The 15549-nt window shown below is 65.4% G+C and carries 9 protein-coding genes and 2 tRNA genes; 2 read left to right on the top strand and 9 right to left on the bottom strand.

Annotation, left to right across the window (positions count from 1 at the left end):
• Positions 1 to 16 precede the first annotated feature (16 nt).
• From smc to rplU, 6 genes are all read right to left on the bottom strand, one after another.
• Positions 17 to 3520, bottom strand: a complete 3504-nt coding sequence (gene smc, locus CKO23_RS14180) for a chromosome segregation protein SMC (protein WP_200332272.1) — start codon at positions 3518 to 3520, stop codon at positions 17 to 19.
• A 610-nt stretch (positions 3521 to 4130) separates the two neighbouring features.
• A tRNA-Cys gene (locus CKO23_RS14175) sits at positions 4131 to 4204 on the bottom strand.
• A gap of 58 nt (positions 4205 to 4262) precedes the next feature.
• Positions 4263 to 5387 (bottom strand): glutamate 5-kinase, encoded by a 1125-nt coding sequence (gene proB, locus CKO23_RS14170; protein WP_200332261.1) that lies wholly within the window; start codon positions 5385 to 5387, stop codon positions 4263 to 4265.
• Positions 5388 to 5405: 18 nt separating this feature from the next.
• Positions 5406 to 6521, bottom strand: a complete 1116-nt coding sequence (gene cgtA / locus CKO23_RS14165) for an Obg family GTPase CgtA (protein ID WP_200332259.1) — start codon at positions 6519 to 6521, stop codon at positions 5406 to 5408.
• Between the two features lie 112 nt (positions 6522 to 6633).
• The gene (gene rpmA, locus CKO23_RS14160) at positions 6634 to 6891 is read right to left on the bottom strand and encodes a 50S ribosomal protein L27 (protein ID WP_200332257.1); all 258 of its coding nucleotides are present in this window, start codon (positions 6889 to 6891) and stop codon (positions 6634 to 6636) included.
• A gap of 13 nt (positions 6892 to 6904) precedes the next feature.
• Positions 6905 to 7219 carry a 50S ribosomal protein L21 gene (gene rplU, locus CKO23_RS14155; RefSeq protein ID WP_200332255.1) on the bottom strand — a complete coding sequence of 105 codons (315 nt, stop codon included), beginning with the start codon at positions 7217 to 7219 and terminating at the stop codon, positions 6905 to 6907.
• A 242-nt stretch (positions 7220 to 7461) separates the two neighbouring features.
• Between rplU and CKO23_RS14150 the strand changes: the two genes are divergently transcribed.
• Both CKO23_RS14150 and CKO23_RS14145 read left to right on the top strand, forming a co-directional pair.
• Positions 7462 to 8430: a polyprenyl synthetase family protein gene (locus tag CKO23_RS14150; protein ID WP_200332253.1), complete on the top strand. Its 969-nt coding sequence runs from the start codon at positions 7462 to 7464 to the stop codon at positions 8428 to 8430.
• A gap of 15 nt (positions 8431 to 8445) precedes the next feature.
• Positions 8446 to 8522 (top strand) — tRNA-Pro (locus tag CKO23_RS14145).
• 126 nt (positions 8523 to 8648) lie between these two features.
• Here the strand turns inward: CKO23_RS14145 and CKO23_RS14140 are convergent.
• From CKO23_RS14140 to CKO23_RS14135, 3 genes are read right to left on the bottom strand one after another with little or no spacing between them, the layout of a single operon-like run.
• Entirely contained in the window at positions 8649 to 9608 is a 960-nt protein-coding gene (locus CKO23_RS14140) for a lysophospholipid acyltransferase family protein (RefSeq protein WP_346014609.1), read from the bottom strand.
• Positions 9577 to 13611, bottom strand: a complete 4035-nt coding sequence (locus tag CKO23_RS25680; RefSeq protein WP_242482439.1) for a translocation/assembly module TamB domain-containing protein — start codon at positions 13609 to 13611, stop codon at positions 9577 to 9579. Before CKO23_RS25680 ends, CKO23_RS14140 begins: the two co-directional genes overlap by 32 nt.
• A complete protein-coding gene (locus tag CKO23_RS14135) occupies positions 13608 to 15377 on the bottom strand; it encodes an autotransporter assembly complex protein TamA (RefSeq protein ID WP_346014611.1) in 1770 nt (589 codons plus the stop codon). The genes CKO23_RS25680 and CKO23_RS14135 overlap by 4 nt, the downstream gene beginning before the upstream one ends.
• Positions 15378 to 15549 lie beyond the last annotated feature (172 nt).

Below are 15549 nucleotides of genomic sequence, written 5' to 3'. Positions count from 1 at the left end.
GGATGACACCCAAGGCTCAGGAAACGCCCGCCAGCTTCACCGCCTCGTCGACGTCCACCGCAACCAGGCGCGAGACGCCGGGCTCGTGCATGGTGACGCCGAGCAGATGGCTCGCGATCTCCATGGTCACCTTGTTGTGACTGATGAAGATGAACTGGACACGGTCCGACATGGAGCGCACCAGCTCGCAGAAGCGGCTGACGTTGGCATCGTCCAGGGGCGCGTCGACCTCGTCGAGCATACAGAAGGGCGCCGGATTCAACTGGAAGATGGCGAACACCAGGGACACCGCCGTCAGCGCCTTCTCGCCACCCGACAGCAGGTGGATGCTGGAATTGCGCTTGCCGGGCGGGCGCGCCATGACGGTGACGCCGGTCTCCAGCAGATCCTCGTCGGTGAGCTCCAGATAGGCGTGCCCGCCGCCGAACAACCGCGGGAAAAGCTGTTGAAAGCCCTGGTTGACCTGGTCGTAGGTCTCCTTGAAGCGGTTGCGCGTCTCGCGGTCGATCTTGCGGATCGCCTGCTCCAGGGTGTCCAGTGAGCGCGAGATGTCTTCATGCTGCGCATCCAGGTAGGTCTTGCGCTGCGACTGCTCCTTGAACTCCTCGATGGCCGCGAGGTTGATGGCGCCCAAACGCTGGATGCGCGCGCCGATCTTGGTCAGCCGCTCCTGCCAGGTCGCCTCGCTCGCCTGCGGGTCCATGGACTCCAGCACGCCGGCCGCACTGACGCTCGACTCGCCGAGCTGCTCTTCGAGCGTGCGCTGCCGCACCAGGCGCTCTTGGCGCTCGAGCCTGAGCGTATCCAGGCCACGCTGGCTGCCCTGCACCGCTTGCTCCGTGCGCTGGCGCTCCTGCTCCAGGCGCCGCACCTCCGCGTCGAGCGACTCGCGCCGCGCGCGCACCTCCTGCAGGGACTCCTCGACCTCGACACGCAGCACGAGCTGCTCGTCGAGGCGGTCGCGCTGCTCGATCAGCGGCTCGACGCCTTCTTCGAGCTGAATCTGGACCTCATTGCGGCGCTCGCGCAGCTGCGCCTGCTGCTCGCTCGCCCGCGTGAGGCTCTGGCGCGTCGCGGCCAGCGCCGCGCGGTTGGATTCGACGTTGATGCGCAGACCCTGGGTGCGCTCCCGGCACTCGCGCTCCTGCGCACGCCCTTGCGCCACCACGGCCCGCAACCGGGTGCGCTCGCCCTCCATCGCCTCCCTGCGCTCGGCGAGCTGATCGACCTCGCTCAGCCAGGCATGCAGACGCTCCCTCGCCTCCTCCATCGCCTCCAGCGACTCGGCCGCCTGCTCGTTGAGCTCGGCCCGTTCCTCGGCGAGGACACGCAGCCGCTCCGCCTGATGCTCGCGGCGGGTGCGCAGACTGCTCAACTCGGAGCGCAGCACAGACAGCTCGCGCGTCGCACCCGACAGCGCGCGGGCGGCATCGGCACCCCGCGCCTCGGCCTCAGCCCGCGCGGCGCGGATGGCGGACTCTTCCGCCAGCAGCGCGCTCTCGCGCGAGATCAGGGACGCGATCTCGCCGCGCAGCGCCTTGATCGCGTCGGCCCGCGCCAGCACGCCGCCCTCCGCGCTGGCCGCCGGCGTACTCAGCCAGTTGCGCCCGACGCGCGTGCCGTCCGGCGTGATGAGCGACTGCCCCCAGCTCAGGCCATCGCGCGCATCCAGCGCGGCCGCCAGATCCTCCGCGATCCCCGTGCCCCCAAGCAGTCCTTCGATCGGCCAGGGCGCACGGACGTATCGGCTCAAGAGGCTCGCCGGAGACTCGGAGCCGACGGCCGACGCCTGCGTGTCGAGGAGGACCAATCCCGGAATCAATGCCCCTGGGGTGTCACGATAGGCGTCGAGCCCCTCGGCACCCACGGCCCTGAGCGCATCGCCGAGCAGGGTCTCCACGGCGCGCTCCCAGCCGGGATCGACCTCCAGGTGATCGACCAGCCTGGGCGCATCCGCCAGCCCGTGCTCGGCCAACCAGCGCGCACGCTCGGCATCCGTATCCGCCATGGCGGCATCCTGCAGGGCCGTCAAGGACGCCAGGCGCCCCTTGGCCTCCTGCACCTGGGTGCGCAACGCGTCCAGCGTATCCGCGAGCTGGCGCAGCGCCTCGTCGCGACCAGCCAGGGCGGCGACGGCCTCTTGCTGCCGCGCCTCCTGCTCCGCGCGCTGCGCGTCGAGCAGACCCTCCTGCTCGCTCAGCTCTTCGAACCGCGCCGTCACATCGGCGGATTGCAGACGCCCGATCTCCTCCTCGACACGCCGCAGACGCTCCCGATCACGGGCCATCGACTGCTCTAGGCCGTTGATGCGCGCGCGCTCCAACTGGGACTGCTCGGATGGCTTGGCCGCCGCCTGATTGAAGGCATCCCACTCGGACTCCCAACCCTTGAGCTGGTCCTCGGCGGTCATCAAGACGCCACTCGCCTCGCCGAGCGCCGCCTCGGCCACACGCAGCTCGGGTTCGTCGCGCGCCAGGCCCTCTTCGATCTCGGCCAAACGCGCCTGGTCGCGTTGGAGATGATGCTCGGCCTCGTAGAGCTCCTGATCCAGGCGGACCAGCTCGGCCTCGCGGCGCCCCCGCTCCTCGTTGGCGAACTGGATGGCCTGCTCGGCGCGGGCGATCTCTGCGCCCACGGCATAGTAGCGGCCCTGAACCTCGTTGAAGCTGTCGGAGGCGGCATTGTAGGCGGCCCGCCGGTCCTCGATGTCGGCCTCCAGCCGGCGCTGTCTCGCGACCCCCTCCTCCGTGAGGTTCTCGGCCTCCGCCAGGCGGCGGTCCATGGCCTGGACCTCGCTATCCAGGGCGCGCCAGCGCAATGCCTTGAGCTCGAGATCGAGCTGGCGCTCCTCGGCCCTGAGCTGGGTGTATTGCTCGGCGGTCGCCGCCTGTCGCTCCAGGTGCAGCAGTTGCTTGCCGACTTCTTCACGCACGTCATCGAGGCGCTCGAGGTTCTCGCGCGTATGACGCATGCGATTCTCGGTCTCGCGACGGCGCTCCTTGTACTTGGAGATGCCCGCCGCCTCCTCCAGGAAGAGGCGCAGATCCTCGGGGCGGGCCTCGATGATCCGCGAGATCATCCCCTGCTCGATAATGGCATAGGAGCGCGGACCCAGACCCGTCCCCAGAAAGAGGTCCTGGATATCGCGCCGGCGGCAGCGGGAACCATTGAGAAAGTAGCTGGACTGGCCGTCGCGCGAGACCTGACGCTTGACCGAGATCTGATTGAAGGCGGCGAACTCGCCGCCCGCGCCGCCGTCGCTGTTGTCGAAGACCAACTCAATGGTGGCGACACCCACCGGCTTGCGGCCCGTGCTGCCATTGAAGATGACGTCGGCCATGGACTCGCCACGCAGCATCTTCGCCGAGCTCTCGCCCATGACCCAACGCACGGCGTCGATGACATTGGACTTGCCACAGCCATTGGGGCCAACGACCCCGACCAGGTTACTGGGAAAGGAGACGCTCGTCGGGTCGACGAACGACTTGAATCCGGCCAGGCGGATCTTCTCGAGCCTCATCTCCTCTTGAGCCTCATCTCCTCTTGAGCCTCAGCGAAGAATCCGCAGCCCCGCGGTCGAGCCCTTCGGAGAACGCCGGAGATTGCCATCCTCGGAGAGCCGATGATCCGAACGAACCCGGTCGCACGGGCGTCGCTAGCCCCGAGTGACCGGGGCGTCCTTGTTCACGGGACATCGCCTTCGCGCAACGGGCATGCGTCCCAGCGCGGACGGCGACAGGATGCTCGCTGACTTGAGCTCGTTGCGTGGTCATACAGAGATGCAATTGCTGTCGTGTCCGCGGCTCGATCCGAAGTGCTAGCGGCATCTACCGCCGATGGGTGAGAAGCGTTTCCAGCCGCTCGACGTAGGGATCGCCTTCGAACTCGCTCTGTGAACGAGCGGTAGACAGGTTTGGGAAGCACGCCTCGGCGTCTGACCCTATCGTGCCAGGCATTACCGCGTTTTCGCTTGGCTGCTACGGAACCCCACTCGAGCAAACGGCCTTCTGCGCCGCTGAACGAGTGGCGGCGCCACTAACCCGCGCGCACGCAACTGATTTCCAGTGGTCGTCGGAGGCAAATACTAACCGAAGAGGAGGCTTGGATCGGTCGTAAGGAATTGAGAATCGTGGAGGCTGAGCCCGGAATCGAACCGAGGTACACGGCTTTGCAGGCCGCTGCATAACCACTCTGCCACTCAGCCAGAGCCGGATATTCTAGACAACAATGGTGCTTCTGTCACGCCCTATCGCAAACAACGGCTACAGCAGTACCAGATTGTCCCGGTGGATCAGCTCCTCGTCATCCAGATAACCGAGAATGGACTCGAAACTCGCTGAGGGCCTGCCCTTGATCCGTTCGGCCGCATCCGCGTCGTAGTTCACGAGACCGCGCGCAACTTCTCGGCCTTCCTCGTCAAAGCAGGCAACGACTTCGCCGCGATGAAAGCGGCCACGCACCTCTTTGACGCCGACGGCGAGAAGACTGGTGCCTTTCTCCCGCAATGCCTTGACGGCCCCGGGATCCAGGATCAATCGGCCACGCGCTTGTAGGTGGCCAGCCAGCCACTGCTTGCGTGCCGCCTGCGCCCCTTGGAAAGGGATCAAGAGGGTCCCAACGGCGGCGCCCTGCCCGATGCGGGTCAAGACCTGTTCGCCACGCCCAGGCGCGATGATGGTTGGGGCTCCCGAGCGCGCGGCGAGGCGCGCCGCACGGACCTTGGTGACCATGCCACCCGTGCCGAGCCCGGTCACACTCCCGCCGGCAACGACATCGAGCTGCGGGTCGTCGACCCAGGTCTCGGGGATGAGTCGCGCGTCCGGATTTCCCCTGGGATCCTGATCGAAGAGCCCATCCTGATCGGTCAGCAGGACCAGCAGGTCCGCCTCGATCAGGTTGGCGACCAAGGCGGCCAGGGTGTCGTTGTCGCCGAAGCGCAGCTCATCGGTGGCAACGGTGTCGTTCTCGTTGATGACGGGAATGACGCCGAGCTTCAGTAGGGTGCGCAGGGTACTGCGCGCGTTGAGATAGCGCGGGCGATCCGCGAGATCGTCCCGCGTGAGCAGGACCTGTGCGGTGTGGTAGCCACGCCTCTGAAAGCAATCCTCGTAGGCGCGCACCAGACCCATCTGTCCGATGGCCGCGGCGGCCTGCAGCTCATGCAGCGCTTTAGGGCGTCGTCGCCACCCCATGCGCGCCATGCCCTCGGCCACGGCGCCGGAAGAGACGAGCACGACATCGCAGCCAGCCCTGCGCCGCTCGACCATCTGCTCAACCCAGGGCACGAGCATGTCGCGCTCCAGTCCCTGACCGTCACGCGTCAGCAGGGCGCTACCGATCTTGACGACCCAGCGACGGGTGGAGGGAATCGTGTCTCGCGAGATCATCGGATGCGACGCCCAACCTCAGCCGAGTGGGTGCCATTCGCTATCCGCATCCGGAGCGACCTGATCGTCCCCGTGCGTGCTCTCTGGCCCCGAAGCCGCGTCCTGCAACTCACCGGACTCCAGCCGCAAACGCTCGAGCCGCGACATCAAGTCCCCGACGAGCATCTTGGTTCCTTCGCCGTTCAAGGCCGAGATCCCATACACGGGTGCCGTCCATGCGAGCTGCTCGAGAAGACGAGCCCGCCGCTCCTCATAGACCTCCGGATCCAAGAGGTCGATCTTGTTCAGGACGAGCCAGCGCTCCTTGTCCAGAAGATCGTCGTCGAACGCAGCCAACTCGGCTTCGATCTTGCGAATCTGATCGGCGGAATCCTCCGTTTCGTCCAGCGGTGCGAAATCAACCAGATGCAGGAGCAGTCGCGTGCGCGAGAGGTGTTTGAGGAAGAGGATACCCAGTCCGGCACCTTCGGCGGCGCCCTCGATCACACCGGGGATATCGGCGATGACGAAGCTGCGGCTCTGACCGACACGGACGACACCGAGATTGGGGTGGAGGGTCGTGAACGGATAATCCGCAACCTTGGGACGCGCACTCGAAACCTTGCGGATGAGCGAGGATTTGCCCGCATTGGGAAACCCCAGGAGACCGACGTCCGCAAGCAGAATCAGCTCCAGGAAGAGATCTCGACGCTCACCCGGTGAGCCTGGCTTCGACTGGCGCGGGGTGCGGTTGGTGCTCGACTTGTAGCGTGCATTGCCGATGCCATGAAAGCCGCCCTGCGCAACCAGAAGTCGCTGGCCCGGCGTCAGCAACTCCCCGATCAGTTCCTCGGTCTCCCGATCCATGACACGGGTTCCCACGGGCACGCGAACCACCAGATCCTGACCGCTGCGCCCGGTCATCTGCCGCCCCATGCCATTCTGGCCGCGCTCGGCCCGGTGCCGCCGCTGGTAGCGAAAGTCGACCAGGGTGTTGATGTTGTTGTCCGCGAGGAGATAGACGCTTCCGCCATCCCCGCCATCGCCACCGTCCGGCCCGCCTTTGGGGATGTATTTCTCCCGGCGAAAGCTCACGCAGCCGCCGCCGCCGTCTCCGGCCTCGACGCTAATGTATGCTTCGTCGACGAATTTCATGACTGGCTTACGACTCCGTCAGCAACCCATGGCCCAGAACGAATAAAGCCCCGCCCGAGGGACGAGGCCTTGCGCCCAGCGTCGGCACCTGACGGTCCCCGTTGGACGGGGATCAGGCGTTGTCGACGGTGACGAACTTGCGGTTCTTCGGGCCCTTGACCACGAATTTCACCACGCCATCCGACAAGGCGAAGAGGGTGTGATCCTTGCCGCAACCGACATTGACACCGTTGTGGAACCGCGTGCCGCGCTGACGGACAATGATGCTTCCGGCCGTCACTTTCTGGCCGCCGAAGACTTTGACGCCCAAGCGTTTGGATTCTGAATCGCGACCGTTACGAGAACTGCCGCCTGCTTTTTTGTGTGCCATTGGTATCGACTCCTCAACCGGCGCTGATGCCAGTGATCTTGAGCGCGGTGAACCACTGACGGTGGCCCTGGCGCTTCATGTGGTGCTTGCGGCGACGGAACTTGATGATCTTGACCTTCTTGGCCCGACCATGCGATTCGACCGTCGCGGTCACCTTGCCACCGGCGAGATACGGCGCGCCGACTTTGACGTCGTCACCATCGGCCACCATCAAGACTTGCTCGATGTCGATGCTCGCGCCCTGCTCGGCCGCCAGCTTCTCGACCTTGACCGTGTCGCCTTCGGAAACCCGGTATTGCTTTCCACCGGTTTGAATGACCGCGTACATGTCTGAGATCCCCAGGAGTGTTCGGAATGACCGACGCTCCGCGCCGGAACAAAGAAGCGGAATTCTAAACGTTTGGTCAAATCCACGTCAACCGCCGAAGCACAATTATCGCCGGGGGAGTCGACCGCCGCCGCCGAGATGACGTAATCTATGGAATTCGCGCAGTGTCCCGGCGCTCGGCTTGACAGCCACCAGCCCCGAACCTAGCATCCGCCGCCATTATTGATAGACATCACACACGCATGGACCTCTCCACGATTCGACACCCCGTCGCAGAGGACTCGAAGGCCGTGGACGCCTTGATCCTGCGCCGGCTCCAGTCCGACGTCGTACTGATCAATCAGATCGGCCACTACATCGTCAACAGCGGCGGCAAGCGACTGCGTCCCCTCTCAGTCCTCCTCTCCGCGCGTGCCTGCGGCTACACCGGCGAGCGCCACATCGACCTGGCCGCCGTGGTCGAGTTCATCCATACCGCCACCCTGCTCCACGACGACGTCGTCGACGGCTCCGAGCTGCGGCGCAACCGTGAAACCGCCAACACCGTCTGGGGCAATGAAGCCAGCGTGCTGGTCGGCGATTTCCTCTACTCGCGCGCCTTCGAGATGATGGTGGACGTCGGCAGCATGCGGGTCATGGACATCCTCTCGCACGCGACCAATCGCATCGCCGAGGGCGAGGTGCTGCAGCTCCTCAATACGCAGGATCCTGACACCGACGAGTCGCGCTACATGGAGGTCATCACCCGCAAGACCGCAACCCTGTTCGAGGCCGGCATCCGCCTCGGCGCCGTGCTCGCCGACTCACCGCCCGAGATCGAAGAGGCGACGAAGGAATACGGGCTCTGCCTCGGCGTCGCCTTCCAGTTGATCGACGACGCCTTGGACTACAGCGTCGACAATGCAGAACTCGGCAAGAACGTCGGTGATGACCTCGACGAAGGCAAGCCCACGTTACCGGTCATCCGCGCCATGCAGGTCGGCACCGAGGCACAGCGGACGCTGTTGCGCGGCGCGATCGAGCGCGGCGGGCGCGATCAGATCGACGCCGTTGCACAGGCAATTGCGTCCACCGATGCAATCGCCTATACTACGCAGCTCGCGCAGTCATATGCGGCACGCGCGAAGGACGCCATTCGCGTTCTTCCACAGTCCGAGGCGACAGAGGCACTCCTGCTGCTCGCCGATTTTGCTGTCAGCCGCACGCATTGACCTGCCGCACCTTTACGGGGTGTAGCTCAGCTTGGTAGAGCGCTGTCTTCGGGAGGCAGAAGTCGCAGGTTCGAATCCTGTCACCCCGACCAAGTCAAGAATAAAGCCGGCAACATTGCCGGCTTTTTCTTTGTGGCATCTCGATCACATCCCCCCTGTCCAACCGCCGCCTTGTCGGTTCTCCCAAGCCTGGCTGCCAGTCTGAACAGCACGGCCTGTCAGGCGCGTTTCTTACGCCGGCGTTTCGGCGGATAGACAGACTCCTCGCCGGGCGGGCGCGTCTTGAAGCGTCGATGAACCCAGAAATATTGCTCCGGCATGGTCGCGATCCGGGCCTCGATGACGGCGTTCATGTGTGCCGTGTCAGTCTCCGGGGCGCCGCTCGGAAAGTCCTCAAGGGGCGGGTCGAAGATCAGCTCAAGCCCTCGACCACAGGGCAGAAAGCGGGCGAAGGTGGGGATGACGACGGCCTTGGCCATGCTCGCGAAGCGCCCCAGCATGGGCACGGTCGAGGCCGGCACGCCGCAAAAGGGCACGAAGAGTCCACGGCGCCCGCCATCCTGGTCGGGCAGATAGAAAAAGGGCGTCCCCCGCTTCATCTCGCGCACCAGGGCGCGTAGGTCGTCCTGTCGCTCGACCGAAACGCTGCCATATTGCTGACGCGCACGCCGAACCTGAAGATCGACGACCGGGTTGCGGATCTTCTGGTACATGTAGACGCCGGAGTGCACCAGGGCGGTGAAGGCGGCACCGCCCAGCTCGAGGCCGATGAAGTGCGGGACCAGCACGATCACGGGTCGACCTTCGGCGATGTAGGTATCGATCATGTCTCGATTGCGAAAGCGCACGAGCCTAGCCAACCGCTCGCGCGATGCCCCCCAGCCGACCCCCTGCCCCAGCGCGGCGACGCCGAGCCAGCCAAAATGCGCGATCATGATGCGCTCGCGCTGAAACCGGCTCAGCGTCGGCAGGCACAGTGCCAGGTTGCGCCGCGCAACCAACCGGCGCGAGCCGGCCAGGAGATAGCCGACTCGGCCCACCAGACCCCCGAGTGCCCAGATGAGGACAAAGGGAAGACGCCCCAGCGCGAAGACGACGGCGACGGCAAGCCAGCTTGGCCAATACCTCGGATGCAGGAGTGCGGGATCAGTTCTCGAACTTGAAGTAGATGTCGGCACCCTGGCTATCACCGGTTTCCGTTTGTAGCTCGATGTGACGGGAGAGGTCGTAGCGCAGCTTGACCTTATTCGCCTCGTCGCCCAGTCCGCTCTCGTACTCCATATAGATCTTGGGCGCGACATAGGTGCCGACCGCAAGCCCGGCCTCATCGTTCTTATCGCTGCCCGAAGGCGGAATACCCGTCATGAGGTACTTGGTGATCTCGGCCTGAGTCATGCCGGGATCACTCTCGGAGAAGAAGGCCAGCTTGGGATCTCTGAGCGTGCCCAGCACGCGCACACCGGCGGTGGTGTCGCCCCCATCGCGCTCGGCCTGAAGCAGAAGGCCCGGATTATCGATGGGGCTCTTGGCGTAGACCAAACGGCCCTGAGTGATCTTCAGCGGAGGGCCCAGCTCGGCGGCAATACCAAAGCCGCCGGACAGCCGGTATTCGCCATCGGTAATCTGAAGCTGACCGTCACCCAGCATGTCCTTGCCCGGCGCCTGGAGGATCGCTAGGTTCCCGCCAAGCCGGCCACGCACACCAAAGGCGTCGATGGTGACATCCCTACCCATGACCACACGCAGGTCGATGGAGAGGGGATAGGGTGGCGCCGGTTCCTTCGCCTCCATGGTCACGTCAGCCGATGGCGAAACGGTTCCAGAAGGAACCGAGCGCGGACGGATGCGCGCCTCGGGGATGCGGATCTCACCACGGATGGACGCACCCGTGGTGTCGGCCTGAATGTCGATCTTCGGCGAGACGAGCGCGAAATACTCCTTGGTATTGGCCACCTTCAGCTTGTCGCCGGCGATCTTGATCTCAGCCTTGAAGCCCTGCTGACCGAAGCCGGCATCACCCTTGATGTCCAAGCGCCCGCCGCCGATCAGTCCACCGCCCTGGATGGTCATGCGCTCCATGGTCGGCGCCTTGGCGCTGAGATTGACATCCTTGACGTCGAGCGCGATCAGCGGGATCTGAAAACCCACGCCCTTGATCTCCGCAAGCCCCTTGACGCCGGGGCGTGCCAGGGTGCCACCAAGCGTGAGGTCGGCATTCATACCGCCGCTCAGCCCGCTGAGCTGAGGCGCCATGTTGGCGATCAGGGAGAGGTTATCGACCTTGGCCCTGAGATTGCCACGCAGCGATTGGTCCGGACGGGCCGGATCATCGAGCCGCCAGCCAGGCAGACTCAACTCGCCCCGCACCTCGCCAATCGCCTTGAGCGGCAGGCCCAGGCTGGCCGAGAGCCCGCCACCCTTAGCATCCACCCGCAGCCGCGCGCTGGAGAAGTCGAGCTTCTCGCGCTGCCCCTTGCCCAGATCCAGACTCAGCACGCCCTCGGGGATCTCAGCCGTGGCACCGCCGGTCAAGGTCGCACCCTGAGCCGTAAACCGTCCCTTGATTCGCCCGAGCCCCTTGGCAGTCAGATTCGCGGGCAGGAATGGCTCAAGCAGGGCGAAATCGAGCTTGTCCAGATCGACATTGGCGGTCCATTGACCGGCCTTGGACTGGTCGAAGTCGACGCAGCCGCCCGACCCCTTGGCGTGGCGCAGACAGAGTGGACCCGCCGCGATCTTCGGCGGTTCGGCCGCAAAGGGCGCGGCACGCTGCAAACGCCAGGCACCGGCGTCCGGCGCGCTCAAGTCCAGCGTCGTGAGCTGTCCCTTGTAGCCGCCCGCATCGGTCAGCCCTCCGGACAGGGCGACCTTGGTCGACAGCTGTTCACCGGTCAGCGACACCGAGAGCTGATGATTCGGCAGCGAGCCATCGCCGCGCACCGCGAGCTGGTTCCAGCGCAGACCGCCGGCGGCGAGATCCTTGCCATCGAGCCGCACGGCGAAACGTCCGTCCGAGCCAAGCCCGACATCCGCGTCTCCCGTGAGGCTGGCGATGCCATTGCCCGCAAACTCGACATCCCGCGCGCGCAGGTCGAGCTTGACGTCGGGCGCATCCAGCGCGCCCCGCACCTTGCCCTGAACATCCAGACTGCCCTTGGCCTCCGGCAGGACGCTCGCGAGATCCGGCGACGCCAGCGCGAAGCTGAGATCCAGGGCATCCGCAATCTCGCCGTCGACCCGCAGCTTGCTGGGGCCGGACTCCGCGGTGACGCCGTCGAGGCGCACCTGCTTGCCCGCCACGGCGACCTTGCCGGCGGCCGCGATGGGATAGCCGCGCAGCGTGCCCTTCAGTTGCTCGATGACCGCGGTGAGATTCGGACCGGATTCCTCCAGTGTCCCTTGACTGCTGAGCCTGCCGTCGATCCGGCCCGGCCACTCGGGCGCATAGCTTCCGGGATTGATGCCGGCGATGCTGAGCGCGGCATCCCAGCCGATCTTCGGAGCCAGATCCACTTTGGCCTGCCCCTGGATCCGCCCGTCGAGGATGTCCAGCTTCAGGGTCTCGACCTGCGTCTGCTTGAGGTCGCCGGCGCCGATCAGGGTCAGACTTGCCGGCGGCAGACCTGGACCCTGGGTGGTGGTCACCAGGTCGTAGTCGAACTGCGCCAGGGCACCCTTGGTCTGGAGATTGAGCGCGATGCGGTCGTCGAGCCCCTCGACGAAGCTGCCGGGATTGAGATCCTTGCCGTGCAGCTTGAAGTCCCAGCCCAGCTCGGGTGCCCACGCAAGAGTGCCGCCAGCTTCCAGGACGCCGTCCAAGGTCTCGACCCGGAGCACGTCGAGCTGAGTGTTCTGCGCCGAGCCCCTGCCCTTTGCGGCGATCTTGGCGCTCGGGAAGCTCGGCCCCTGAGCCAGGGCATCGAGCGCATAGACGAAGTCTTCGAAACTGCCGGAGGCATCGACCTTGCCCTCGGGCGACTGGGCGAGCAGATCTCCGCTCAGCGGCCAACGCAGCTGCTTCCAATCGCCTTTGATCGAGAAACGCCCAGGCTGAGGATTCAGATCCAGCTCGCCCTTGGCGTCCAAGGATGCCTTGGACACCTGCTCGGTCATGTCGAGCCGGTTGATCGTGAGTCGCTTCTCCTTCCAGAGCAGATCGAGGGCAAGGGCGAGATGACCGAAGTCCGGGAGATTCGGCGCGCGCGCGTCCAGGGTTCCGACCAGGGTCGCCTGGTCCAGATCACCGCGGGTTTCGAGCTTGGCGCCGGTTTCGACGGCGGGAAGGTCCGACTGAAAGGCCGGGAGATCGACCTTGAGGACGGCAAACGAACCGTCCCAGGCGGGCCGGCCGAGGACGTCCCGCACCTGGGCCTTCAGGTCAGCGTCCACCGACCCGCGCAGGCTGTGCTCGACGGCCAGGCGCTGCAGGTCACCGCTGATCTTGCCCTTGCCCGCCAGCTTGGCGTCCGGCGGCAGATCCAGCTGCCAGTCGAGGTCGAGTCCGAGCGGATAGTCGCCGGTCAGGTTGGCACGCCCCTTGGCATTCGCCGCCAGTTGGGGCTGCTCCAGCAGCGCCTCCAGGCTCGCGACCTGTAGCTCGCTGCCCACCAGATTCGCGCTCAGCGCGGCATGCTCCAGCGCGAAGAGCGGCGCGTCCGCGCCCTGCTCCAGGATCCTCAGCCGATCCACCGACGCCTCACCGACATCGAAGCGGAAAGGGATGACGATGTTCGGCAGGCTGAAGGGCTCCTTCTCTTTCTCGGGCGATGGACCGAGCGTCACGTCGATGTCGCGCGCGGCGAGCTGCTCGACTGACAAGACGCCGGAAAAAATGGCACCCGGCGACCAATTCAGGTCGAAGGCGCCGACACCGACATCCGTCGTCGGCAGATGCAGCGCCAGGTCCTCCAGGTGCAGCCGGCCGAGGACGCGGCCCTCGGCCACACCGACGCTCAGCATGCCAGGCACGAAGCGGTCGGCAAGCGCAAAGGCCGTGCGCAGCCCCGACTGGGTTCCCAAGAGGTAGAAGAGCAGGCCGAACACCACCAGCAGCAACACCAAGACCGTGCCGCCCAACCAGCGCAGGATCCGCCAGCCGATGGCCGGCCGGCGCGGCTCCGGCGGTGCTTCGCCCCCCGGTGCGTCCTGGTTCTCCGCGGGGTTCTGGCTCGACTCGTTCATAGGTCTGGTCCAATCACGATATGCAGCCGGGCGGGCGGGATGCCCTCGTAGTCGCCTTGGTCCTTGGTCAGCGCAAAGGCGACATCGATACGCACCTGCCCGATGGGCGAGGCCCAGCGCACGCCGACGCCGACGCTCTGCTCCAGTTCCTGCTCATAGTCGGGATCGAAGGCATTGCCGAAATCGGTGAAGACCGCCGCGCTCCAGGGTCCGGTGATACGACGCTCCAGCTCGAGGCTTCCCACCGCTAGATAGCGCCCGCCGACCGTATCATTGGTGATCGGAGCATTGGGGCCCAGGGCATCGAAGCCCCAACCGCGAATGGAGCTGTCGCCACCGGCGTAGAAGCGGCGGCTGGCGGGCAGGTCGTCGACGCTGTCGGCCCAGGTGGCGCCAAGATCGGTGTGCGTGATGAAGCGGTAGTTCTCCGACAGGCGCTTCACCCATTTGAACTGGAGCAGGCCGCTCAGGTAGGAGGTCTCGGAGACCAGACCCTGGAAGGCCCCCAGCAGGGTGTACTTGAGGCGATAGCCCTTGTTGGTGTTGATGGGGTCGTCCGAGACGGTCTTGGACCAGGAGATGTTGGGGGCCAGCTCGTTGGTGGCGCCCAGAGAGTCCGCGGCCGTTTCGATATCTTCATAGCTGTAGTCGATACCGATGTTGCGGCGCCAGCCGCGCGGGGTGAGCGTCGAATGGGCCGCCTGGACCGAATAGATCCAGCCCTGACGGGTCGAGGTATCGTAGAGGCTGGAGCTGGGCTTGATAACGATGTAGTCGCGGGTCGGATCCTGGATGGGGATGCGGTAGTCCAGTTCGAGCTGCGACAGGGCGGGCGCCAGGCTCAGCTCGGCCCTGAGCTTGTGACCGTAGCGATTGAGGTAACGCCGTCTGTAGTCGAGCGTGACGCGGGGGCCAACGTCGGTGGCATAGCCGAAGCCGATCCGGTACTTGTTGGCCTTGTTACGTTCGGCAATGACCTCGATGGGCACTTCGTTGTCCGCACCAGCCTCGTCCGTATGCGGCACGATCTCCACGTCGCCGTAATACTCGGTCCCCAGCAGCCTGGCCTGCAGCCCCATGAGCCGATCCGGATCATAGACGTCGCCCGACTTGATCCGCACATAGCGATTCAAGAGGCTTTCGTCGAGGAGGTCTTGGGTGAAGCTGACCTTGCCGATGCGATACTGCGGCCCGGTCTCCATGTCGAAGAAGATGTGGGCCTGATAGGCGACCGGATCGATGAGCACCTGGTGGCGAGTGAGCTGGTAGTCGAGAAAACCATTGGACGAGGCGGCATAGCGGATGTCCGATTTGGCCTTCTCGTAGCTGGCGTGGAGCAACACATCCCCCACCTTCATCGGGAAGGTCTTGGGGAAGGCCGGATCCTCCGCGCCCGCGCCCGTCACTTGGTAGTCCACTGTCGCGATCTTCACCGGGGCACCCGGATCGACGCGATAGGTGGCGGTCCAAGTGCCATCCCCACCCGGCGGCGCCTCCAGACTGTCCTTGACCTGCACCCTGTAAAGGCCGAAGGGCGCCAGGGCGTCTTGGATCTGCTCGGGCGCGATCCGATGCAGCGCCTGGACCCGTGCCGCGTTCAGCTCCTTCTCGCTGCGCTCCTGATAGATGTCGAGCAGCGCCAGGACGTTGGCCTCCTGCTCGCCTTGGAGCCCTTCGACACGCACGTTCAACTTGAGCGCCAAGGCCGGCGTCGAGACCAACACAGCGAGCAAGAAGAGCAGGACACTGGCGGGCGGCGCGAGGATTCGGCGCGGTGTCGTCGGATGCCGCGGCTGGATCTGGGGTTTATCGGCCTGCTGAACGGCGAAGGATCTAGAGGTCACACTCACTTCCTTATCGGGGTCATGCCGTAGCCGCAGTGTAGCCGCCTGCCGCAAATGCCGCGACCAGACCGTGCGCGCCGCCTGCGCGCGCTCG

This window comes from Thiocystis violacea (assembly GCF_016583565.1).
Classification (GTDB): Bacteria; Pseudomonadota; Gammaproteobacteria; order Chromatiales; family Chromatiaceae; genus Thiorhodococcus; species Thiorhodococcus violaceus_A.
The sequence above is the reverse complement of the archived record's forward strand: the minus strand, read 5'-3'. Positions and strand labels throughout refer to the sequence as shown.

Coding starts and splice junctions, on each gene's coding strand:
- smc (WP_200332272.1), bottom strand. CDS start 3,520: ATGAGGCTCGAGAAGATCCGCCTGGCCGGATTCAAGTCGTTCGTCGAC.
- proB (WP_200332261.1), bottom strand. CDS start 5,387: ATGATCTCGCGAGACACGATTCCCTCCACCCGTCGCTGGGTCGTCAAG.
- cgtA (WP_200332259.1), bottom strand. CDS start 6,521: ATGAAATTCGTCGACGAAGCATACATTAGCGTCGAGGCCGGAGACGGC.
- rpmA (WP_200332257.1), bottom strand. CDS start 6,891: ATGGCACACAAAAAAGCAGGCGGCAGTTCTCGTAACGGTCGCGATTCA.
- rplU (WP_200332255.1), bottom strand. CDS start 7,219: ATGTACGCGGTCATTCAAACCGGTGGAAAGCAATACCGGGTTTCCGAA.
- CKO23_RS14150 (WP_200332253.1), top strand. CDS start 7,462: ATGGACCTCTCCACGATTCGACACCCCGTCGCAGAGGACTCGAAGGCC.
- CKO23_RS25680 (WP_242482439.1), bottom strand. CDS start 13,611: ATGAACGAGTCGAGCCAGAACCCCGCGGAGAACCAGGACGCACCGGGG.